The organism is Pseudomonas sp. Pdm06 (assembly GCF_014851795.1).
Taxonomy (GTDB): Bacteria; Pseudomonadota; Gammaproteobacteria; order Pseudomonadales; family Pseudomonadaceae; genus Aquipseudomonas; species Aquipseudomonas fluorescens_AA.
This window is the reverse complement of sequence record NZ_JACVAH010000003.1, coordinates 220,271-242,361: the sequence shown is the minus strand read 5'-3', so window position 1 is coordinate 242,361 and position 22,091 is coordinate 220,271. Positions and strand designations below refer to the sequence as shown.

Below are 22,091 nucleotides of genomic sequence, written 5' to 3'. Positions count from 1 at the left end.
AAGAACTCGATAGCCGGTCTACTTCCCTCCGGTCACATCCAGAAAGGTACCCGTCACAAACGAAGCCTGCGGCCCCGCCAACCAGAGAATGGCCCGCGCGACCTCCTCCGGCTGGCCGCCACGGCCCATGGGGATCGTCTCCTTCACCCGGTCGACTCTGCCCGGCTCTCCCCCACTCGCATGCATCTGGGTATAGATATGCCCGGGTCGAACGCAGTTGACACGAATACCCTCCCGGGCCACTTCCTTGGCATAACCGGTCGTGAACGTTTCAACCGCCCCCTTGGACGCTGCGTAGTCCACGTATTCATTCGGGCTACCGAGGCGGGCTGACGCCGAAGAGATATTGATGACCGCACCGCCACGCCCGCCATAACGGTAGGCCATGCGCCGGGTCGCATGTTGCGCGCAGAGCATCGGGCCCAAGGTGTTGACCGCAAAGATTCGCTGCATGCGCTCGAAGCCAAGATCCTCCAAGCGAGATTGGCGGGCCAATATCGAAGCGTTGTTGACCAGCACATCGATTCGTCCGAAGCGCAGGTCAAGGGTGGCGAAGAGTTCGGCGACCTGTGCGGGGTCGGCGTTATCGGCACGCACCGCCAAGGCACGGCCCCCCTTGGCCTCGACTTGCGCTGCCACCGACAACGCCGACGCCTCATCGGCGATGTAGGTCAGCACGACGTCGTAACCTTGCTCAGCGGCCAGCAGGGCGGTCGCCGCCCCGATCCCGCGCCCGCCTCCGGTGATCAGGATCACGGGTTTTTGCGAACGGTCATTCATGGTCAATCCTCACAGCCAAATGAAAAAGCAGCGTCAGCCGATCACCAGCGTACCGAGGGCAATGACGGCGCAGGCCAACAGCTTGCGCAAGGTCAATGCTTCGCCAAGAAATGCGTACCCGATCAAAGCGGCGAACATGACACTGGTTTCGCGCAGGGCGGACACCGCCCCCATCGGGGCATGGGCCATGGCATAGATCACGACGCCGTAGGCCAGCAATGAAACCAGCCCGCCAGCGAAGGCCACGGCGATACCTGGCCGCAAGGCAAAGAGGCTCCTGGCATCTCGCAGTCCGATATAAACCAGGGGCATCATCACGCCCCACAACAGGCACATCCAGGCGGTGTAGGCCATTGGCGCCCCGGAGAGGCGAACACCTATGCCATCGACAACGCTGTAAGCGGCAATGAAAAAACCGGTTCCCAGTGCGTAGGGCAAGTCAGGCAACGCCCGCCGGCGCCCGGTATAAGCCAGCGACAGGATTCCGGTCGACACCAACGCAATACCCAGCAGTCCACTCGGCGCCACGCGTTCGCCCGCGAACAGCGAAGCGGCCAGGACAATCAGGATCGGGGATACACCGCGGGCGATTGGATAGGTCTGGCCCAGGTCGCCGGACTTGTAACTGCGCACCAGGAACAGGTTGTAGCCCACGTGCAATACCGCGGAGAGTCCGGCGCAGAACCAGCTGGCACGGGCGGGCGGTGCCAGCAGCGCCGCCACGATGACGCTCGCCAGGGCTATCGCCATGCACATGATGGTCATGGACCACAAACGGTCGGCTCCCCCACGCAGCATGGCATTCCAACTGGCGTGTAGCAGCGCGGCGAACAAGACGAGGCAGATGATGTGTAAAGGCATGCATCATCCTAGACCGATCGAGTCGCGCTAAAAAAGCAAAGTCTCTTCATCCCGACATGAGGAAAACCTCATGCATAAGCGTGCTGAGCGTCCAGGGCCTGGGTAACCAGCCAACGACGAAAGCCGGTGATATGAGGCTGAGCCTCGATCCCTTTGGGGCATACGAAGTAATACGCCAGGGGCGATGCGCACGGCAGTTCGAAAAGCCTTTCAAGACGGCCGTCATTGAGCTCTGCTTCGACATGCCCGCTGCGTGCCAGCGCGATACCTTGTCCCAGGAGCGCCGCCTCGATGGTCATATTGGTATCTGCGTAGCGAATGCTTTCCTTCAAGGTCGTGACCTCGACGCCCACCTGGGCAAACCACTGCTCCCATTTCGGCACCAACGCTGCGCCATCGCGCGTAAGCAGTGGATAGCGCAGCAATTCGGCGGCCGTTTGAGGCGTACCAAAGCGGGCAAGCAACGCTGGGCTGGCGACCGGGAAAATCTGCTCGCGGAACAGGAATTCTGAAAACAGCGAAGGGAAATGCCCGTTGCCCAGGCGGATGGCCACGTCCGGGTCTGTCGTCGAGAAGTTAATGGGGCTATCGGTACTGTCCAGGGTCAGCAGGATTTCCGGATGCGCTTGCGCCAAATCAGGAAGCCTGGGCAGCAACCACTTCAAGGCGAAAGAATAGGTCGTGCTCACGCTCAGCCGCTGCCGCCCGTTTTGCTCGCGCAAATCGGCCAGGGTGGCCTCGAGCGTCATGAAGAATTCCCGCACGATGGGCGCAAGCGCTGCGCCTGCCGAAGTCAGGTGCAGCGAGTTACCGCGATGAAACAGTTGCAATCCCCAGAGCTGTTCCAAATGCTTGAGCTGGTGGCTCACTGCGCTCTGTGTGACATGCAACTCCTCTGCTGCCGCGGTGAACGTGGCGTGCCGCGTAGCGGCTTCAAAGGCGCGCAGGCTCGAAGAAGGAGGAAGGTTTCGCATGATGTTCCCTTCTATGAGTAAACGCTCATGCTAGCGTCTTTGCATCTGTCGTTGTAGACAGCTGTTCGCCGACCGCTACTGGTTTCTCTCCTTCAGGCTTTCAGGGCTGCCAGCGCATAGACCATCCATGACCAAGTCCATCAATCTGGCAAGACGTGAGCGCCATTCGCCCTGGCAATCTATTTGCCATATTCCGGCAGTGGCTAGAAAAAAGTCGTCGTGGGTAACCCCGCTACGAATCGTTCCAGCCTTTTCATTCGCCCTCAAAAGCGACTCGGCTGCTGCCTGGACGGGGGCGTACCCCGACTTCCCTGGAAACTCGTAAGTGGAAGCTGCTTGTCGTATCGCGGTCGCAAGTCCCGCCTTCGTCATTGCATATTCAGCGAGGCAATCCATCCATTCTCGGAGGGCTTCCTTGGGGGGTTTTGTCGCGAGCAGCTGTTCCGCCAACGAGGCCACTTGCTGCATTTCGAATTGATAAACCTCGAATACCAGTTCCTCTCTGTTGGCGAAATGGCGATAGAACGTGCCCTGTCCCACTCCTGCTTTCTTCGCAATCGCGCTCAGCGGGACCGCAGGATCGAGTGTCAGCTGCGCCACAGCGACCTTCAGAATTCGTTCTCGGTTTTTCTTGGCGTCAGAACGCATCGCCAACTCGTCATTCCTGGGCAAAGTTTTTTCCTTCGCTGCATTGCAAAGCGGACAGTTGTCCGGTAGTTTTTTTAGCAAGTGGACATCTGTCCGCTTATCTACCCGTACCGGAGTTTACTATGAACAGCACTGGCAACACGATCCTGGTTACCGGCAGCACTTCAGGCATAGGCCTCGGCCTGGCGCTCAGGCTTCACAAGGCGGGAAACAACGTCATCATCGCGGGACGTCGCAAGGCTCTGCTCGACAAGATCGTGTCGGAACATCCAGGTATTGAATCGGTATTACTGGACGTCGCCGATCCGCAATCCATCCAGCGCACCCGCGAAGCGCTTGCGATCAGCCACCCGAATCTGAACGTTCTGATAAACAACGCGGGCATCATGCACTGGGAGGATCTGACTGATTCCCAATACCTGAGCACAGCCGAAGATATCGTGACAACGAATCTGCTTGGCACGATTCGCATGGTGTATGCCTTCACGCCCCAACTGATCAAGCAGCCCAGTGCAACGATCGTGAATGTCAGTTCGGCTTTGGCATTTGTCCCACTGCCTGCGACACCGACCTACAGCGCAACCAAAGCGGCCGTTCATTCGTTCACTCAAAGTCTTCGCGTGCAGCTGGAGGATTCGTCAGTCGAGGTTATCGAGCTTGCGCCACCGGGTGTGCGGACCACTTTGCTCGGTCAGGAAAATGACGAACACGCCATGCCTTTGGATGAGTTCTTGGATGAAATCTTCGAACTGCTCGAGATCACCCCGACCCCACGCGAACTTGTCGTCGAACGTGCCAAGCCATTGCGGCTTGCTGAAGCGAACGGGGCACACGATGAGGTATTGAAAATGCTGGCAGGATACAAACCACCGGCAGAATGATGTTAACCGTGTCGGTAGCACCTGCCTCGACGGGGCACCGCTTGTTTGAATAGCGCCTGAAGGAGACTCCTACTCAGCGTGGTTGATGTGTTGAGACATAGAATTACTGGATCTTCGCGACACGCTTAATTCATTCGCACACCCAGCCAAGCGGGTCACTGAATAGTTGTTGATATACGAGGAGGTCATTGAAATGAAAATCGGAATTATCGGCGCCGGCAACATCGGGGCTACCCTTGCCCGTAAGCTCGCTGCGTGCGGCCATGAGATTAAACTGGCAAACTCGAAGGCCCCTCGGAGCATTCAGAACCTTGCCAACGAAATCGGTGTACAGGCGGTGACCAAGGAAGATGCCGTGTCCGAGGTGGACGTTGTTATCCTCTCGATCCCCTTCGCGAAATACCCTGATCTCAAGCAGACGTTGAGTAATGTTCCCGACAAAGTCGTCGTCATTGACACATCCAATTACTATCCAGGACGTGACGGGTCAATCAAAGAAGTAGACGACGGCAAGCCAGAGAGCGTCTGGGTAAGCGAGCAGATTGGCCGTCCGATCATCAAGGCATGGAACGCCGTCCTCGCAGCGACGCTTGCCGACAAAGGCCAACCCACCGGGTCTTCAACACGCATCGCCTTGCCTGTCGCCGGGGATGACGCCAATGCCGAGGCAATCGCGCAGGATCTTGTCGAAGATACCGGTTTCACCGCGCTTGCCGCTGGTAGCCTTGAGGAGTCATGGCGCCAGCAACCAGGCACGCCAGCGTATTGCACCGAACTGACGTTGCCGGAGCTGAAATCGGCCTTATGTGCGGCAGATAAAACGAAGGCGCCTCAAAACCGGGACGCACTTCTAGCCAAGTTCATGGCTTATGGGAGTCAGTTCACCCATGAGCAAATTGTTGCAACGAATCGTGCAATGACAGCCTGATTGCCGGATTACGCGCAGAGGTTGACGGCATCGAAGTGGTGAATGGATCGACCCCATCGGTGAATCCAATCCGTCAGGATGCGACCCGTATGCTGAGCAGCGATTGGGGTATGGCCTGATCGGGCGCTCACTACAAATTCCCTGTGTGGAACGCGCTAGCGCTGGGTCAGCTGGTAGTGATGTTGGATGTACCGACGCTATCGCAAGCAAGCTCGGCTCCCACAGGGTTCTCGGGTGTTCATGGCCCCCGCGTTCACCCTCCCCCGGCACGCGGATGACGCCAAGTTATTGGCATAAAAATCGATGAAATAAAAATATATTAATACAGCGACAGTTTCCCGACGCGCGGTACCAACGTGCCATTGCTGGCGATTTAAATCGAAGCTCATTATCCGAAGGCAACCCCGCTAAACGTTTAGGCCAGCCGACCTGGACTACAGGATGTGTTCACTCGCATCGCGCAAGGGAGCAATACCGAGATGATGACTGTTTATTTTGTTGTGATGACGATCTGCAGTGGCATCGAAGGTTGTGTCGAGGAGCGAAAACCAGGGCCTACCTTCGCGACCAGGGCAATGTGCATGGAGACGGCCAGAGTCATGGCGCCGCGCAAAGGTGTGAAGTTCAAATGTCGCAGCGAGCGTACGGTGGTGGTCGAGACGTCGCCGATAGAAGGCTACGGCAAAATCGTCTCCACCAAGAGCACAGTCCAGCCTTAACATTACGGTTTTTCGCCGACAACAGAAGTTCATCGGCCGCTCGGCACAGGGAGGCTGACCGGCGAATATCGTAAAGATGAAAAGAGACCGCGGCGCGATGAAATTTACTGCACACAGGGCTATGCTACGGTGCCATCCGCCCGGCTGGCCTGGTTTGCAAGGAATGCGTCATGGAGTTCGTGGTTCATAGCTATTGCCTGAAAGGCGCACGCCAAGAGCCTTTGCTGCCCCCTGTCTCCCTGACACCGACCGCATCGACCTTGACGGTCGCCGAGCTCATTCGCCTGACCGTTGCCGAACAGATCGCCGCGCTGTCGGTCCAGCACTGGCTGGCACACGTGTCGATGCGTGAAGTACTCGACCGCCAATACCTGAGCGAGCGGGACATTCTTCGGCAAGCCAGTGAAGGCGCGGTGATCATGCCCCAGGCCTGCGCGCCTGCAGACCTGGATGTCGGCGTTGAGGTCGAACGAGCCTTGAGGGGTTTTGAAAGCCGTGCGTTCCGCGTCCTGCACAACGGCGTCATGCTGCAAAGACTCGATGAGACAATCGAACTGAGTCCCCCTTCCACCCTCGCGTTTATCCGCTTGGTACCGCTGCTTGGCGGTTGATCCTCGTCACTCACTTCTTCGGACAACATCATGCCGTCACGCCGTCCTGTGCCTGAACAAGCCACACGCCTCGCAGCACTGCGAGCATTCTGTGATAGAGCGCTGGATGACTATCCCGAGCTCAGCCAGCATGACGAGTTCGAGCCCGATTTCTGGGACGGTATCGACTTGCTGCGCCTGGCCGATGACTGGGTCAGGCAGCATCCCGAGGATGGACCCAAGGCACTGGCTGATGGTTTTGTGTTCCCGACCGTTTGGGACGATCTGGAGGACCGCCGCGATCAACAGCGCTACGGTCTGCAATATCGACTCTGCGATGCCTGGGTCACGGCTCACCCGGATGCCTATGCGCTGGAGCAGATCTGCGCGCGACTGCGGCACATGCTGCAATTTGCCTTCGAGGACAGTGACTATCCACTGCCCACTGACGAAGATGGCCCTGCCTATTACCGAAGAAGTCCGGACCAGGCCTGGGCCTTCCCCGATGTTCAGGCTTGCATCCAGCGCCTGAGCGATTACCCGTCCACCTCGGCCTGGCAGACCTTCGCCGAATGGTTGTTGGACGGCAGCTGGAACCGCGAGCAGCCGCCTTCAACGCCGGGTGGTGAGCAAAGGAAAATCGCCGATGCATACATCTACGGGCACAAGGAAATCAGGCGCATCGCCCTGGGCCTGATGGAAGCGGGTCGCCTCGATTACCCGCGCTTCGTCCGGGCGGCCAATACCTGGGGCCGCGCCATGATGTTCTACTCAGACGACACCGGACTGGACAGCGACGATGTGGACCTGAACCGGTACGTCGATGAAGATTTCGACGAAGACAACTCAAACGACGATGACCCGCAAGACAGCGATGATGAGTCATCTCAGCCTGACGACGCCCCCACCGAAGTGCCCTCGGAACTGGCGAACTTCACCGCTCGTTACGTCGAGGACGCCCTGGCTGGATTGCCCGATGACGCCGAGAGGCTGGCTGACACCTTCCGCTCGGTCGAGGTGTATCAGACCCGCTGGTTGCTGCAGGCCTTGGCGGTCATCGAACGACTGGGCATGACGCCGGCGGACTTTGACAGCTTCGGCGATACGGCCGCGGTGCTCCAATGCTTCCTGCTGCTTCAGGATTTGCCCAAAGACCAATCGGCAGCGCTGCTCGCGGCGTTGTCCGGCTTTTCAAGAAATACCCTGCTGACCGCCCTGCCCTACGCCGGACAAGCCAGCCGGGTGGTGCTCGATGCGCTCGGCTGGAGCGATCTGCACGCCTTCCAGCGTGAATACCTGAACATTGCCCTGGCACCTCGATCCGGCTGGGGCACCGACCTGCCCAATACGCTGGATGAAACCGTGGGTGTGGTGGACCGCTACCTGCTGGACAAGGCGCTGGCCGAGGCCGACCCAGACCACCTGCGCGAGTACCTCGCGGCGCTCGAACCCTCGCATTGGGCATTTCCCGAGACCCGTGTGCTGCTCGACGCCTACCAGGGCATCGGTCGAGCGGCGCTGGAAAAGAAGTTGACCCGCCATGCACAGGCGGCGATGCGTATCTATGGCTTGCTGCCGGTCACGGATTCTGACGATGTACGCCAGCGCTATCTGACGCTCAAGAAACTGCACAAAGAGGTGCGCAAGTACGGCGCTGAACGCCAGGCCAACTCCCACGCAGCGGTGCAGGCAGGCCTGGAAAACCTGGCGCGTGTCGCCGGCTACCCCTCGGCGATTCGCCTGGAATGGGCCATGGAATCGGAGATCGCCGAATCCGCCCTGACAGCCGCCACCATCGATGGCTATGACGTCACCCTCGTCATCGACGGCTTGTCACCCACGTTGCACATCTGCAAGGCCGCAAAGACGCTCAAAACCGCACCGCCGGCGATTCGCAAGAACGCAGACTTCATCGCCCTCAAAACGCAGCAGACCCAGCTCAAGGAGCAGATCGGCCGCTTCTGCCGCACCCTGGAAGCGATGATGAGCAGCGGCGAAACCCTGGCTCTGGACGACCTGAAGCCGCTGTTGAAAATGCCCGCCGTTCGCCTGCTGCTGGAACAACTGATCGTGCAGGCCGACGAGGCTGCGCTGGGCTGGCTCGATGTCGCAACGCTGACGGTGACGGACCTAGAAGGCCGCCAACACGTCGCTGAAAAGACCCTGCGTATCGCTCACCCTTTTCATCTGTTCACGGCAGGGCAACTGTCGGCCTGGCAGAAAGACGTGGTGACCCATCGCCGCGTGCAGCCGTTCAAACAGGCCTTTCGCGAGTTGTACCTGCTCACACCGGCCGAGCGAGACACCGGCCTGTGGTCCAACCGCTTTGCCGGCCACCGCCTGAAAGCCAAAGTCGCCGCCCGGTTGCTACAGGTCCGCAACTGGTCGACCTCCAGCGTCGAGGACATCTATTACGAGAGCAAGGAGCACGGCATTTACGCTCTGTTCAACTTTCTGGATACCGGTCATTACCTCTCGGAAACAGAACACTTTACCTTCGACACGATTGCGTTCCACCGCGACCACAAAGCCATCCCTCTTGAACAAGTACCGCCGCTGCTGTTCTCGGAAGTCATGCGCGACGCCGACCTGCTGGTCTCCGTGGCCCACGCCGCAGACGACTACAGCACCAGCCACGAAACCGTGCAACGACGCGCCGAACTGGTCGGCGAGCTGATTCAAGGGCTAGGGTTGCGAAACGTTAAATGCGAAGGGCATTTTCTGCACATTACCGGCCAGCGTGCGAACTACCGCATTCATCTGGGCAGCGCCGCCATCCATATCGAACCCGGCAATTACCTGTGCATCGTGCCCGCGGGCAGCCACGCCACGGAGTTCTACCTGCCGTTCGCCGACACCGACAAGAAAATGGCCGAGGTGCTGAGCAAGATGTTTCTGTTGCTGGATGACATGAACATCACCGATAGCCTGATCCTGGAGCAAATACAGCGCGGCGGCTGATGGTCAAGAAAATCGAATGACGTCATGCAAGCATTGAAAACACACTCACCCGGCTCAGAGCTTGGCCTTCGCCAGATCCGCAATCAGAAAATCCCTGAATGCACAAACCGCTGCCGGTAGATTGCGTCCAGCCATGCTTTGCAGTTCGATGCGCCGCGCATGCATGCCTTCATCGAGGATCGGCAAGCATTGCAGTGCCTTGTCCGCCACCTGCTTGTGCAAGGTCATTTCGCTGGCCAGGCTGATACCCCCCTCTTCGCGGACGAAGCTGTAGAGCGAGGCAACGTAATTAGTGGTCAACACCGGGTCGAACAACAAGCCCTGTACACCGCAACAGATGTCGAACAGTTGCCGTATCGTGGTGTCGGCCTTGGGTAACGCAATGGGCCAGGGTTGCAGCTCAGCGAGGCTGACCGCTTCACGTCCGGCCAAAGGATGGGCGTTGGAGACCACGGCAAAAATCGCCCCGCTCAGGACATGTTCGACCTTGATTTCCTTTTGCGGCGTCAGGCTGAAGGTCATCGCCAGATCGGCTTCGCCGGAGCGAACCTTCTCGGTCGCTTCGGCAGGCGCACAGACCTCCAATGTGAAATGAATGCCCTGATACTCACGCCGGAACGCGCTGATGGTCCTGGGCATGTATTCCAGCGCAAAGCCTTCCGAGCAGGCAACACGCACATGACCTCGTTGCAAGCCATGCAGCTCGGTAATTTCCAGCACCACCTGCTCGGCCTCAAGCTGCGACTTGCGCGCATAAGCCGCCAGTCGTGCCCCCGCCTCGCTCAGCACCATGCCCCGGGCACGACGCTCGAACAGGCTGGCATCCAGGGCCAATTCAAGCTTGGCAATCTGCCGGCTCACCGCTGACGCCGCGACGTTCAGCCGTACCGAGGCTTCGCTGATCGATCCGCATCGCGCCACTTCAAGAAAATAGCGCAGTGCCGTGGACTGCACACCATACAGCTGCATCGGCGCCCCCAAGGTTTGCCTTTTCGGCAAAGGAAGTATCGAAATATTATTCTTGCGGCATTGATAGCCTTTCCCTACATTCGTGTCCAGATCAAAAAAAACATGACCTGGTCTTTTTACCCTCCTTTCCGCGTTTGCGATTCGCTGCCCTTTGATTCAACCACTCTCGCCAACGGAGACGACGGCATGGGCATCAAAGGTTTCGCCTGCACTATCGCGCTGATGGGCCTCATCAGCAGTTTTCCGGCTCATGCCGGTAAAGCCAACGACACCCTGGTTTACGCTTCCGACAGCGAGCCTGAAAACATCAGTCCCTATCACAACGATCTACGCGAAGGCGTGATTCTCGGCCGGCTGATCTGGGACAACCTGATCTACCGCGATCCCAACAGCGGCGAATACCAGCCCATGTTGGCCACCCACTGGACACAGGTCGATGACACCACCATCGACTTCGAGCTGCGCAAAGGCGTCAAATTTCACAACGGCGATACCTTCACTGCCGACGACGTGGTGTTCACCCTCAACTACGTGGTGTCGCCCGAAGCGAAAGTCGTTACCGTGCAAAACGTAGACTGGATCAAGAGCGCCGAAAAAACCGGTGACTACAGCGTCCGCCTGCATTTGAAGAAGCCCTTCCCTCCGGCACTGGAATACCTGTCCAACGCCGTTCCGATGTTCCCCAAGCAGTATTTCGAGAAGGTCGGCCTGGCCGAATTCAGCCGCAAGCCAATCGGTACCGGACCCTATAAAGCCGTGTCGGTGGTGGCTGGCGAAGGCGTGGCCATGGAGATCAACAAGGACTACTTTCCAGACAGCCCACAAGGCAAGCCCCATATCGGCCACCTCAAGTTCCGGGTGATCCCGGATGCTGAAACCCGCCTGGCCGAGTTGATGACCGATGGTGTCGACTGGACCTGGCGCGTGACCTCGGATCAGGCAGTCGACCTCAAAGGCATGCCGAACCTGACCGTGACCAGCGGCGAAACCATGCGTATCGGCTTCCTGATTCTTGATGCCCGGGGCACCTCCACTGAAAACTCGCCGATGAAAAACCTCAAGGTGCGTCAGGCCATCAACCATGCGATCAACCGCAATGCGCTGGCCACGCAATTGGTGGGGGGCGAAGCCAAACCCCTGCAGGTTGCCTGTTATCCAGGCCAGTTCGGCTGCGATACCTCCGCGGCCACGGTCTACAATTACGACCCGGCCAAGGCCAAGGCGCTGCTCGCCGAAGCCGGTTACCCCAATGGCTTCGAGACCGAAATCTTCGCTTATCGCGACCGTGATTACGTCGAAGCCATCATCGGCAACCTGCGCGCCGTGGGCATCAACGCCAAGCTGCGCTTCTTGAAGTACGCCGCCCTGCGCGATCAGCAACGTGGCGGCAAGGTGCCCATGTCGTTTCAGGCCTGGGGCTCGTTCTCGATCCTCGACACCTCGGCGTCGGCCGGCACCTGGTTCAAGGGCAACCCGGACGACAACATCAAGGATCCGCAAGTCCAGGGCTGGCTGCAGACCGCTGACAACGCCCTCGACCCGCAATTGCGCAAGGACAACTACCGCAAGGCGTTGCAGCGCATCAGCGAACAGGCGTACTGGGCGCCGCTGTTCAACTACTCGATGAACTACGCCTACACCTCCGAACTGGCGTTCACGTCGTACCCGGATGAGCTGCCGCGTTTCGTTCAGTCCAGCTGGAAGTAATCCGCAACCGAGCGGATTGATCGAGAGGTGCCGTGGCTTGCGGACCAACCCGCACCACGGATACCTCCTCACACATGCCATCCATTGGATATGAGGAAACTTGCCATGCTTGGATTCCTTCTGCGCCGGCTGGGCATCGCTATTTGCGTGGCCATTACCGTGTCGGTGATCAGCTTTTCTCTGTTGCACCTGTCCGGCGACCTGGCCACGGCCATTGGCGGACCGGAAGCCACCAGCGAACAGATCGAACAGATCCGCGTGCAATACGGTTTGAACAAACCGCTACCGACCCAGTACTTCAACTGGCTGGGCGATTTGCTGCGGCTGGACCTGGGTAACTCGTTTTTCTTTCAGGAATCGGTCTACAACCTCGTCGCCAGCCGCTTGCCGATCACCCTCGGGTTAGGTGCCCTGGCGCTGGGCATCGCCTTGCTGGTGGCGATTCCACTGGGCGTGCTGGCCGCGGTCAAGCGCGACACCTGGGTCGACCGACTGGCCTTGAGCATTGCGGTACTGGGCCAGGCCATGCCCAGTTTCTGGTTTGCGTTGATGTTGATCGTGGTGTTCGCGGTGACGCTCAAGTGGCTGCCGGTGTCCGGCAATTCGACCCTGCTGCACTTCGTCATGCCGGCCATTGCCTTGGGCTACTACGCGACGCCGGCAATCATGCGCCTGACCCGTGCAGGCATGCTTGATGTGCTCAGTTCCGATTACATCCGCACCGCCCGCGCCAAGGGCCTGCGCCCTGCCCGTGTGTTGTTCAAGCACGCGCTGCGCAACGCCCTGATTCCGGTCGTCGCGCTGGCGGCGGTGGAGTTCGGTTTCATGCTCGGCGGTTCGGTGGTGATCGAAACCGTGTTCTCCCTGCAAGGCATCGGACAACTCGCCTGGGATGCCATCGCCCGCGATGACTTTCCGGTGGTACAGGCCGTGGTCCTGCTGATTGCGGTGATCTACATCATCCTCACCTTGCTGGCCGATGTGCTCAACGCACTGCTCGACCCGCGCATTCGCGTGCGCTAGGAGGCTTATATGAGCACCCCCACTACCCTCGCGATCAATGATTACCTGCCACCACCCAGCAGCCTGAGCCGAGTCCTTGGCAAGAGCTTCCGCCATCGTGGTTTCGCCATCGGCGCGGTGTTGTTACTGATCATCTTCGCCGGTGCACTGTTCGCGCCGTGGCTGGCACCTTACGACCCTTATGCACAAGACGTGATGCTGCGCATGAAACCGCCGGTATGGATGGCCAACGGCACCTGGGAATACGTCCTCGGCACCGACAAACTGGGCCGAGACTACCTGTCGCGATTGCTCTACGGCGCACGTATCTCACTGTTCATCGGCATTTCGGCGGCGTTGATTTCCGGCTTTATCGGCACTGTCATGGGGCTGTTGGCGGGTTACTACGGCGGCAAGGTCGATGCGTTCATCAGCTACCTGATCACCACTCGGCTGGCGATGCCGGTCGTGATGGTCGCGCTGGCCTCGGCCTCGTTGATGGGCGGCTCGCTGAAAGTGGTGATCGTGCTGCTCGGCTGCCTGTTATGGGATCGCTTCGCGGTGGTGGTCAGGGCTTCGGTGCAACAGATTCGCGATGCTGAATATGTGGCGTCGGCCCAGGCACTGGGCTGCTCGACCCTGCGCATTCTGGTCAGTGAAATCCTGCCCAATCTGGTCGGCGCACTGATCGTCGTCGCGACGCTGGAAATGGCCCACGCGATCCTGCTGGAGTCGGCCCTGTCGTTCCTTGGGGTTGGCGTGCAGCCGCCGACGCCGTCCTGGGGCTTGATGATCGCTGAGGGCAAACCCTACATGTTCTTTTCCCCGTGGGTCATCGCCATTCCTGGCGTCGCCCTGATGATTCTGGTGCTGGGCATCAACCTGGTGGGCGATGGTCTGCGCGATCTGATCCTGCCCGACGGTCGCAACTGATAGACGGCCTTATTGATAGACGGCCTTACTAATAGAGGGTACCGAACATGGCACTACTCCATGTTGAAAACCTGCGCGTGGACATCCCCATGGGCAACAGCCCGACGCCGGATGACATGCTGCATGCAGTGCGCGGTCTGAGCTTTGAAGTCGAACGCGGTGAAATGTTGTGCATCGTCGGCGAATCCGGCTGCGGTAAATCCTTGACGTCGCTGGCGCTGATGGACCTGTTGCCACGCAAGGCCAAACGCACCGCGTCCCGGCTGACACTGGACGGCATCGACATGATCGGCCAGAGCGAACGGCACATGTGCGACCTGCGCGGAAACCGTCTGGCGATGATCTTCCAGGAACCGATGACCTCGCTGAACCCGGCCTACAGCATTGGCGATCAGCTCAGCGAAGTGCTGACCCAGCATCGCAAGGTGTCGCGCAAGGATGCCCTGGTTCGCGCCGGGCAGATGCTGGAGAAAGTCGGTATCAGCAATGCCACCGAGCGCTTGCGTCAGTATCCGCATCAACTGTCTGGCGGTTTGCGCCAGCGGGTGATCATCGCCATGGCGTTGATGTGCGAACCGGACCTGATCATCGCCGATGAGCCCACCACGGCCCTGGACGTGACCATCCAGGCGCAGATCCTGCGCTTGATCCGCGACATTCAGAAAGAGCTCGGCCTGGCGGTGATCTTCATCACCCACGACCTTGGGCTGGTGGCACGGATCGCCGATCGGGTCGCGGTGATGTACGCCGGGGAAATCGTCGAAACCGCCCCTGCCCTGCAACTGTTCGAGAACCCGCAGCATCCGTACACCCGTGGTCTGCTGGCTAGTATTCCAATCCCTGGACAGACCAAACCGGGCGAGGCCCTGGGTTCAATTCCAGGCCTGGTGCCCAGCCTGGTGGGCGAACAGCAAGGTTGCGCGTTCCGCAATCGTTGCGCCCAGGCGATACCGGCCTGCGCGCAAGACATCTGCGAAGTCGAGCAGGACGGACACATGGCGCGCTGCCTGTTCGCCGCACCGACCCCGGCACCGATTCGCCTTCTGGAGCGCGCAAGGTCATGAAAAAAGACATCACGTTGGAACTGTGTGACATCCGTCGCGAGTTTCGGATCAACAAGGGCTTTTTCAAACCCGCCGCCATCCTGAAAGCCGTGGATGGTGTTTCCCTGCGCCTGATGCGTGGCGAGACCCTCGGCCTGGTAGGTGAGTCCGGTTGCGGAAAAAGTACCCTGGCAAAGCTACTGCTCGGTCTGTTGGCGCCTACCAGCGGCGATGTGCTGGTCAATGGCAAACATCTGGCGGCGACAGATCGCAAGGAAATGGCCCGGCACATCCAGCCGATATTCCAGGACCCGTATTCCTCGCTGAACCCACGCAAGACACTGCGGGAAATCATTACCCTGCCGCTGATCGTGCATGACATCGGCAGCCCCGCCGAGCGACGCAAGAAGACCGAAGCGATGCTCGATGTGGTCGGTCTGCCCAAGCGGGTCATCGACAGCTATCCGAGCCAACTGTCCGGCGGCCAGCGGCAACGGGTGGCCATTGCCCGGGCGTTGATCATGCGCCCTGACGTGTTGATCTGCGACGAACCCACCTCGGCGCTGGACGTGTCGGTGCAGGCGCAGATTCTCAACCTGCTGCAAGACCTCAAGCGCGAATTCGGCCTGACCTATCTGCTGATCAGCCACAACCTGGCGGTCATCGAACACCTCGCCGACCGGGTCGCGGTGATGTACCTGGGGCGCATCGTCGAAGAACGGACTCGCGAATCGTTGTTCGCTGAGCCCGGCCACCCGTATACCCGCGCCTTGCTGGATTCGGTGCTCACACCCGATCCGCGCCTGGGCATTCCCGAAATCGGCCTGCACGGCACCTTTCCCAATCCGATGTCACCACCGTCCGGCTGCGCTTTCCACCCGCGCTGCCCGAGCTGCTTCGCCCCCTGCAAAACGGCCTACCCGGCCAATGATCCGATTATCGGCGGCAACGTGCGTTGCCACCTTCACGACAGTCCCGCCCAAACACTGGAGCTTGTCCACTCATGAGTCGTTCACTGGCCATCAGCAACACCACAGCGCAATTTGACAACGGCGCATTTTTCAATCTGCTCGAACGCAGCGTCGCCTTGCACACCGAAAGCCAGGCAACGGACAGCCGGCCCGAGTTGTATCGCTACCTCCATGAGTTCATCACCCCGCATGTCGAGGCGATGGGCTTCAGCGTCAAGATCTATGACAACCCGGTGGCAGAGCGCGGTCCTTTCATGATCGCCACCCGCATCGAGCATCCGGAACTGCCGACCGTGCTCAGCTACGGCCACGGTGATGTGGTGCGCGGCTATGAAGCCCAATGGCGTGAAGGCCTGTCGCCGTGGCAAGTCATTGCCGAGGGCGATCGCTGGTACGGCCGCGGCACGGCGGATAACAAAGGCCAGCACCTGATCAACCTGACCGCGCTGGAGCAAACGCTCAAGGCTCGCGACGGCAAGTTGGGGTTCAACGTCAAGCTGCTGCTGGAAATGGGCGAAGAAGAAGGCTCGCCGGGCTTGAACGCGTTCTGTGCCGCCCACAGCGAAGAGCTCGCGGCGGATATTTTCATCGCCTCGGACGGCCCACGCCTGGCGGCATCACGACCGACGATTTTTCTCGGCTCACGGGGGGTGTTCAACTTCGAGCTGGTGGTCAATCTGCGTGAAGGCGCCCATCACTCTGGCAACTGGGGTGGGTTGCTGGCCAACCCCGGGATCATTCTGGCCAATGCCATCGCGAGCATGGTCGATGAGCACGGTCGGGTGAAAGTGGCGGGCCTGATGCCCGAGACACTGCCTGAACCGGTTCGCCAGGCACTGGCCGATATTGAGGTGGGTGGCGGACCGGGCGACCCGGAAATCGACGCCAACTGGGGTAACCCCGAGCTCTCCCTGAGCGAAAAGGTGTTCGGCTGGAACACCCTCGACGTCATCGCCTTCAAGACCGGCAACCCGGACGCCCCCGTGCATGCGATCCCCGGCAAGGCCAATGCCCACTGCCATATCCGTTTCGTGGTGAACAGCGACTACACGACCTTTATCCCGGCGGTGCGTGCCCACCTGGATGCTCATGGTTTCAACAATGTCGAGGTCAAGCAAAGCCACGTCGAGGTGATGCATGCCACTCGGCTGGACCCGCAAAGCCCATGGGTCAATTGGGCGCTCAGTTCCTTGGCACAGACCACCGGCAAAAAACCCGCGCTGCTGCCAAACCTCGGTGGCTCGCTGCCCAACGATGTGTTCGCCGACGTGCTCGGCCTGCCAACCTTGTGGGTGCCGCACTCGTACCCGGCCTGCTCGCAACATGCACCAAACGAGCACTTGCTGGCACCGGTGGTCAAGGAAAGCCTGCAAATCATGGCCGGGCTGTTCTGGGACCTGGGCAACGACGGGGCACGCCTGACCCAGGCACATCAGTTGCGGGAGCAGGCGCAATGAATGCCACGCCACAACAGGCGCTGGACTGGCTTGCCGACCAGCGCCCCGCCATGGAAGCGTTGCTGCAGCGTATCGTCGACACCGACTCCAACAGCTATGACAAGGCCGGCGTCGACGCGGTGGGCGCGCTGCTCGCAGCAGAACTGGAAGCCGACGGCATCCTGCTCAAGCGCATGCCGGTCGATGGTTTTGGCGACGTGCTACTCGCCGAAGTGCCAGGCGAACCTGGAAAGCCGGTGTTGCTGCTGGGCCATCGCGACACGGTGTTCCCCAAAGGCACCACCGCGACGCGGGGCTACAGCCGCGATGGCGACCTCGCCCATGGCCCCGGCGTCGCCGACATGAAAGGCGGCCTGGTGCTCAATTGCTTTGCGCTCAAGGCACTCAAGCGCGCCGGTCAGTTGCCCTATCCGGTGCAGGTCCTCTACACCGGTGACGAGGAAATCGGCTCCGGCAGCGCCAGGCCCCATATCGAACACACCGCCCGTGCTGCCCGCGCCGTGCTCAATACCGAACCCGGCCGGGCCAGCGGCAACGTGGTCAGCGCGCGCAAAGGCGGCGCCACGCTGATCATCGAAGTCTTCGGGCGCGCGGCGCATGCCGGGGTCAACCATGCCGACGGCGCCAGCGCCATCGAGGCCCTGGCACGCAAGATCGTCAAGCTCCATGCCTTGACCGATTACTCGGCCGGCATCACGACTAATGTGGGCCTGATATCCGGGGGCACATCCAGCAACACCGTCGCACCGAGCGCCTCGGCCCGGCTGGATGTACGCTTCATCGAACTCAAGCACTGGGATCAAATCCTTACGGCAATCCTGGCCATCGTCGCCGAAGAAGAACTGATCGGCACCCATGCCATCCTCAAGGAAGCGACCACTTTTCTACCGATGGAGGCCCGTCACAGCGAACGATTGCTGCACATCTACCAACAAAAAGCCTTGGCACTGGGTTTCAGCGTCGAAGGCGAGTTCACCGGCGGTTGTGCCGACTCCGGGTTCACCGCCAGCCTGGGCATTCCAACCCTGTGTGGCCTCGGGCCGGTGGGTGGCAAAGTCCATACCGATCGCGAATACCTGGAACTGGACACGCTGGTGCCTCGCGCCCAGGCGTTGGTGGCGACCATCCTGGCTGTCGGCGAGAGCAGTTGAGATAACGGGGCGTCGAGATCAAAGTCCAAAGCAAGAACAAGAGCAGGACACACGTCCAGCCTCTATGTAGCCGGACCACCGCTATCGCGAGCAAGCTCGCTCCCACAGGGGGTTGCGGGTGCCCACAGCATCTGCACACGACACAAAAACCTGTGGGAGCGGGCTTGCTCGCGATGGGGCCAGCAAGTCCAACATCCATGTGACTGAACCACCGCTATCGCGAGCAAGCTCGCTCCCACATGGATTCGCAGGTGTTCACAGCATCTGCACACGACACAAAAACCTGTGGGAGCGGGCTTGCTCGCGATGAGGCCAGCAAGTCCAACATCCATGTGACTGAACCACCGCCTTCGCGAGCAGGCGCGCTCCCACAGGATGAAGCGGCCTCAAGCGTCCCAAGGGGCCACGGCGTCAACGTCAATGGCGTAGCGTTCAATGGCCTCGGCACAGACACTGGCGTCCAGACGCCCCTCACGCACCAGGGAGGTCAGCGCACTCAAGACAATCTGGTGGCGGTCCACTTCGAAGAACCTGCGCAGTTGGCTGCGGGTATCGCTGCGGCCAAATCCATCGGTGCCGAGCACCGTGTAATGGCCATCGAGATAGCTGGCGATCAACTGGGGCAAGGCGCGTACGTAGTCGGTACAGGCAATGATGGGCGCCGAGTCGCGCAGGCACTCCCGAACATGACTGCATTTGGCAGGTTGTCCGGGATGCAGTCGATTCCAGCGCTCCACTTCACGAGCCTCACGTGCCAACTCGGTGAAGCTGGTAACGCTCCAGACCTGACTGTCGATCCCCCAATCGCTGGCCAGCAACTCGGCGGCGGCAATCACTTCGCGCAGGATGGCGCCGGAACCCAACAACTGAACACGTCCACGGGCATCCTCGACTTCATGCCGGGCAAACAGATACATGCCCTTGATAATGGCCTGTTCGACACCTTCAGGAAGGGTGGGCTGCGGGTAGTTCTCGTTCATCAAGGTGACGTAATAAAACTCGTCGACCTGGCGCTCCAGCATCTGGCGCATGCCGTGATCCAGGATCACCGCGAACTCGCCGGCGAATGCCGGATCGTAAGCTCGACAATTGGGGACCATCGCCGCCATCAGATGACTGTTGCCGTCCTGATGCTGCAGGCCTTCGCCACCCAATGTCGTGCGGCCTGCGGTGGCACCGAGCAGAAAACCGCGGGCCCGTTGATCCGCCGCCGCCCAGATCAAGTCGCCGATGCGCTGGAAGCCGAACATCGAGTAATAGATGTAGAACGGCAGCATCGGCAAACCATGCACCGAATAGCTGGTCGCCGCTGCAACCCAGGAACTGATCGCCCCTGCCTCGCTGATGCCCTCTTCGAGAATCTGCCCGTCCAGGGCTTCCCGATAACTGAGGATCGAACCAATGTCCTCCGGCTCATAACGCTGCCCCACGCTGGAGTAGATGCCGATCTGCTTGAACAGGCTGGCCATGCCGAACGTACGCGCTTCATCCGCCACGATCGGCACAATGCGCGGGCCCAGTTGCTTGTCCCGGAGCAAGCCGCTGAGCATCCGCACGAAGGCCATGGTGGTGGACATTTCCTTGCCTTGGGCGGCGATGGCGAACCCGGCGTAGCTGTCTACATCAGGTACAGCCAATGACTCGCTGGCCGAAGGTCGCGCCGGCATGTAACCGCCCAACGCCAGGCGGCGTGCATGCAGGTAGCGCATTTCCGCGCTGTCATCGCTCGGCTTGAAGAAGCTCAGGGAGACAGCCTGCTCATCGGTCAACGGCAGGTTGAAACGGTTGCGGAACGCGATCAACGCCTCGCTGTCGAGCTTCTTCTGCTGGTGCACGGTCATCTTGCCCTGCCCGGCGTCGCCCATGCCGAAGCCCTTCTTGGTCTGGGCCAGGATGACCGTAGGTCTCTTGCCCTCGAGCATTGCGCTTTGATATGCGGCAAAGATTTTCACCAGGTCATGACCACCGCGTTTGAGCCGGTCGATCTGCTCGTCGGTCAGGCCTTCGGCCAAATGCGCCAGGGCTTCGTCCTGGCCGAAGAAATGCTCACGGTTGAAGCGCCCATCCTTGGCCGCGAACGTCTGGAACTGGCCATCGACCGTGGCCGACAAGGCCCGGACCAACGCACCGTCTTTATCCCGGGCAAACAATCTGTCCCAGTCGGAACCCCAGACCAGTTTGATCACGTTCCAGCCCGCACCGCCGAACAACGCCTCGAGTTCGTCGATGATGCGACCGTTGCCACGCACCGGGCCGTCCAGGCGCTGGAGGTTGCAGTTGACCACCCAGACCAGGTTATCCAGCCCTTCGCGCGCCGCCAAGGTCAGCGCCGACATGCTTTCCGGCTCATCCATTTCACCGTCGCCAAACACCCCCCAGACGGTTCGCCCCGAGGTCTTTTGCAGGCCGCGGTGCTCCAGGTAACGCATGAAACGCGCCTGGTAGATCGAGCTGATCGGACCGATCCCCATGGAACCCGTCGGGAACTGCCAGAAGTCCGGCATCAACCAGGGATGCGGATAACTCGACAACCCCCGGGCGCCACTGGCGTGCGCGCCGATCTCCTGCCGATAGTGCTGCAGATCCTTTTCTTCCAGGCGTCCCTCGAGGAACGCCCGGGCATAGACGCCTGGCGCCGAGTGCGGTTGGTAGAACACCAGATCGCCGCCGCCGATTGGAGTGCGCGCCTTGAAGAAGTGATTGAAGCCCACTTCAAACAGATCCGCCGCGCTGGCATAACTGGCAATGTGTCCGCCCAGTTCGCCATAGGCGTGATTGGCCCGGGCAACCATTGCCAGGGCATTCCAGCGCATGATCGATGCCAGACGCTCTTCGATGGCCAGATCCCCAGGAAACACCGGTTGCTGCTCAACGCTGATGGTATTGATGTAAGGGGTGCCGTGGCTGGGCCGCCAGCCGATGTCCGAAGTGCTTGCCACGGCCAGCAGCATGTCGAGGATCTGTCTTGCCCGGCCCGTGCCGCCATGGGCCGCGACGGAGAGCAAAGCCTCACGCCACTCGGCCATTTCTTCATCCTCGGCAGCCTGGCCCGGCCATTGGGTATGGAGATCGGACAGGTTCATAGGCAACTCCTGCAGGTGTCGGGTATCACTTCAAGATGGCGCGAATGACTGCCTCGGGCGAGGCGTTTTACCTGCTCTACCGCGGCAATGACCGAGCGCTCGGCCGCCTCGTCTGGTGCGACTGGGTAGAGGCAGGGCTGACCAATGGAAAGGTCGTGCAAGAAGCACTCATCCAGTTCACCGAGCACCACAAAACAGTAGTCACTCTTGGCCATTTTTACGCCAACCAGCTTGCCATTCACGGTGTTCACCGTATCGACATGGATCAGCGCCACATTGTCAAAACAGCTGAACCCCTGATGAATCAAATCGATATGGTCGCTATCGAGTCCGCTCACGATGACCACGATACGCGTACAACTGGACGGCTCGCGCATCCACCTCATTGCGTGGACACGCCCCTCGGCGGTTCGGCTCATAAGCGTTGCCTTTC

General features: G+C 60.1%; 19 protein-coding genes. 12 read left to right on the top strand and 7 right to left on the bottom strand.

Annotated elements, in window-relative coordinates; all coding sequences use genetic code 11:
• Positions 1-18: 18 nt before the first annotated feature.
• The 4 genes from IB266_RS06680 to IB266_RS06665 all read right to left on the bottom strand — a co-directional run bounded on the left by IB266_RS06680 (position 19) and on the right by IB266_RS06665 (position 3,263).
• Positions 19-780, bottom strand: a complete 762-nt coding sequence (locus IB266_RS06680) for an SDR family oxidoreductase (RefSeq protein WP_192260651.1) — start codon at positions 778-780, stop codon at positions 19-21.
• Between the two features lie 33 nt (positions 781-813).
• Positions 814-1,641, bottom strand: a complete 828-nt coding sequence (locus IB266_RS06675) for a DMT family transporter (protein WP_192260650.1) — start codon at positions 1,639-1,641, stop codon at positions 814-816.
• 68 nt (positions 1,642-1,709) lie between these two features.
• Positions 1,710-2,615, bottom strand: coding sequence for a transcriptional regulator GcvA (gene gcvA, locus IB266_RS06670; protein ID WP_192260649.1), 906 nt, complete (start codon positions 2,613-2,615; stop codon positions 1,710-1,712).
• Positions 2,616-2,690: 75 nt separating this feature from the next.
• On the bottom strand, positions 2,691-3,263 hold the full coding sequence (locus IB266_RS06665) for a TetR/AcrR family transcriptional regulator (protein ID WP_192260648.1): 573 nt from the start codon (positions 3,261-3,263) through the stop codon (positions 2,691-2,693).
• Between the two features lie 122 nt (positions 3,264-3,385).
• Between IB266_RS06665 and IB266_RS06660 the strand changes: the two genes are divergently transcribed.
• From IB266_RS06660 to IB266_RS06640, 5 genes are all read left to right on the top strand, one after another.
• Complete coding sequence (locus IB266_RS06660; RefSeq protein WP_192260647.1) at positions 3,386-4,144, top strand: SDR family oxidoreductase; 759 nt, start codon at positions 3,386-3,388, stop codon at positions 4,142-4,144.
• 187 nt (positions 4,145-4,331) lie between these two features.
• Positions 4,332-5,072 (top strand): NADPH-dependent F420 reductase, encoded by a 741-nt coding sequence (locus IB266_RS06655; protein ID WP_318646586.1) that lies wholly within the window; start codon positions 4,332-4,334, stop codon positions 5,070-5,072.
• 443 nt (positions 5,073-5,515) lie between these two features.
• Positions 5,516-5,791, top strand: a complete 276-nt coding sequence (locus IB266_RS06650) for a hypothetical protein (protein ID WP_060742842.1) — start codon at positions 5,516-5,518, stop codon at positions 5,789-5,791.
• A 170-nt stretch (positions 5,792-5,961) separates the two neighbouring features.
• Entirely contained in the window at positions 5,962-6,402 is a 441-nt protein-coding gene (locus IB266_RS06645) for a hypothetical protein (protein WP_192260645.1), read from the top strand.
• Between the two features lie 30 nt (positions 6,403-6,432).
• A complete protein-coding gene (locus IB266_RS06640) occupies positions 6,433-9,342 on the top strand; it encodes a DUF4132 domain-containing protein (RefSeq protein ID WP_192260644.1) in 2,910 nt (969 codons plus the stop codon).
• A 54-nt stretch (positions 9,343-9,396) separates the two neighbouring features.
• Here the strand turns inward: IB266_RS06640 and IB266_RS06635 are convergent, their stop codons facing one another.
• Positions 9,397-10,311, bottom strand: a complete 915-nt coding sequence (locus IB266_RS06635) for a LysR substrate-binding domain-containing protein (protein ID WP_192260643.1) — start codon at positions 10,309-10,311, stop codon at positions 9,397-9,399.
• Between the two features lie 186 nt (positions 10,312-10,497).
• On the opposite strand from IB266_RS06635, the gene IB266_RS06630 reads away from it, so the two are divergent.
• From IB266_RS06630 to IB266_RS06600, 7 genes are all read left to right on the top strand, one after another.
• Entirely contained in the window at positions 10,498-12,018 is a 1,521-nt protein-coding gene (locus IB266_RS06630; RefSeq protein ID WP_192260642.1) for an ABC transporter substrate-binding protein, read from the top strand.
• Positions 12,019-12,123: 105 nt separating this feature from the next.
• On the top strand, positions 12,124-13,041 hold the full coding sequence (locus IB266_RS06625; RefSeq protein ID WP_092165408.1) for an ABC transporter permease: 918 nt from the start codon (positions 12,124-12,126) through the stop codon (positions 13,039-13,041).
• A 9-nt stretch (positions 13,042-13,050) separates the two neighbouring features.
• On the top strand, positions 13,051-13,953 hold the full coding sequence (locus IB266_RS06620; RefSeq protein WP_192260641.1) for an ABC transporter permease: 903 nt from the start codon (positions 13,051-13,053) through the stop codon (positions 13,951-13,953).
• A 47-nt stretch (positions 13,954-14,000) separates the two neighbouring features.
• Positions 14,001-15,017 (top strand): ABC transporter ATP-binding protein, encoded by a 1,017-nt coding sequence (locus tag IB266_RS06615; RefSeq protein ID WP_192260640.1) that lies wholly within the window; start codon positions 14,001-14,003, stop codon positions 15,015-15,017.
• On the top strand, positions 15,014-16,003 hold the full coding sequence (locus IB266_RS06610) for an ABC transporter ATP-binding protein (RefSeq protein WP_192260639.1): 990 nt from the start codon (positions 15,014-15,016) through the stop codon (positions 16,001-16,003). The genes IB266_RS06615 and IB266_RS06610 overlap by 4 nt, the downstream gene beginning before the upstream one ends.
• Positions 16,000-17,424 carry a M20 family metallopeptidase gene (locus tag IB266_RS06605; RefSeq protein ID WP_192260638.1) on the top strand — a complete coding sequence of 475 codons (1,425 nt, stop codon included), beginning with the start codon at positions 16,000-16,002 and terminating at the stop codon, positions 17,422-17,424. The genes IB266_RS06610 and IB266_RS06605 overlap by 4 nt, the downstream gene beginning before the upstream one ends.
• Positions 17,421-18,575, top strand: a complete 1,155-nt coding sequence (locus IB266_RS06600; protein WP_192260637.1) for a M20 family metallopeptidase — start codon at positions 17,421-17,423, stop codon at positions 18,573-18,575. Before IB266_RS06605 ends, IB266_RS06600 begins: the two co-directional genes overlap by 4 nt.
• A gap of 386 nt (positions 18,576-18,961) precedes the next feature.
• Here the strand turns inward: IB266_RS06600 and mdeB are convergent, their stop codons facing one another.
• Positions 18,962-21,658: an alpha-ketoglutarate dehydrogenase gene (gene mdeB, locus IB266_RS06595; protein ID WP_192260636.1), complete on the bottom strand. Its 2,697-nt coding sequence runs from the start codon at positions 21,656-21,658 to the stop codon at positions 18,962-18,964.
• Complete coding sequence (locus IB266_RS06590; protein WP_192260635.1) at positions 21,655-22,077, bottom strand: hypothetical protein; 423 nt, start codon at positions 22,075-22,077, stop codon at positions 21,655-21,657. The genes mdeB and IB266_RS06590 overlap by 4 nt, the downstream gene beginning before the upstream one ends.
• Between the last annotated feature and the right edge of the window lie 14 nt (positions 22,078-22,091).

Bases quoted from the DNA above. Each gene is read 5' to 3' on its own strand.
- IB266_RS06680 (WP_192260651.1), bottom strand. From the start codon at position 780: ATGAATGACCGTTCGCAAAAACCCGTGATCCTGATCACCGGAGGCGGG.
- IB266_RS06675 (WP_192260650.1), bottom strand. From the start codon at position 1,641: ATGCCTTTACACATCATCTGCCTCGTCTTGTTCGCCGCGCTGCTACAC.
- gcvA (WP_192260649.1), bottom strand. From the start codon at position 2,615: ATGCGAAACCTTCCTCCTTCTTCGAGCCTGCGCGCCTTTGAAGCCGCT.
- IB266_RS06665 (WP_192260648.1), bottom strand. From the start codon at position 3,263: ATGCGTTCTGACGCCAAGAAAAACCGAGAACGAATTCTGAAGGTCGCT.
- IB266_RS06660 (WP_192260647.1), top strand. From the start codon at position 3,386: ATGAACAGCACTGGCAACACGATCCTGGTTACCGGCAGCACTTCAGGC.
- IB266_RS06645 (WP_192260645.1), top strand. From the start codon at position 5,962: ATGGAGTTCGTGGTTCATAGCTATTGCCTGAAAGGCGCACGCCAAGAG.
- IB266_RS06640 (WP_192260644.1), top strand. From the start codon at position 6,433: ATGCCGTCACGCCGTCCTGTGCCTGAACAAGCCACACGCCTCGCAGCA.
- IB266_RS06635 (WP_192260643.1), bottom strand. From the start codon at position 10,311: ATGCAGCTGTATGGTGTGCAGTCCACGGCACTGCGCTATTTTCTTGAA.
- IB266_RS06630 (WP_192260642.1), top strand. From the start codon at position 10,498: ATGGGCATCAAAGGTTTCGCCTGCACTATCGCGCTGATGGGCCTCATC.
- IB266_RS06625 (WP_092165408.1), top strand. From the start codon at position 12,124: ATGCTTGGATTCCTTCTGCGCCGGCTGGGCATCGCTATTTGCGTGGCC.
- IB266_RS06620 (WP_192260641.1), top strand. From the start codon at position 13,051: ATGAGCACCCCCACTACCCTCGCGATCAATGATTACCTGCCACCACCC.
- IB266_RS06615 (WP_192260640.1), top strand. From the start codon at position 14,001: ATGGCACTACTCCATGTTGAAAACCTGCGCGTGGACATCCCCATGGGC.
- IB266_RS06610 (WP_192260639.1), top strand. From the start codon at position 15,014: ATGAAAAAAGACATCACGTTGGAACTGTGTGACATCCGTCGCGAGTTT.
- IB266_RS06605 (WP_192260638.1), top strand. From the start codon at position 16,000: ATGAGTCGTTCACTGGCCATCAGCAACACCACAGCGCAATTTGACAAC.
- IB266_RS06600 (WP_192260637.1), top strand. From the start codon at position 17,421: ATGAATGCCACGCCACAACAGGCGCTGGACTGGCTTGCCGACCAGCGC.
- mdeB (WP_192260636.1), bottom strand. From the start codon at position 21,658: ATGAACCTGTCCGATCTCCATACCCAATGGCCGGGCCAGGCTGCCGAG.
- IB266_RS06590 (WP_192260635.1), bottom strand. From the start codon at position 22,077: ATGAGCCGAACCGCCGAGGGGCGTGTCCACGCAATGAGGTGGATGCGC.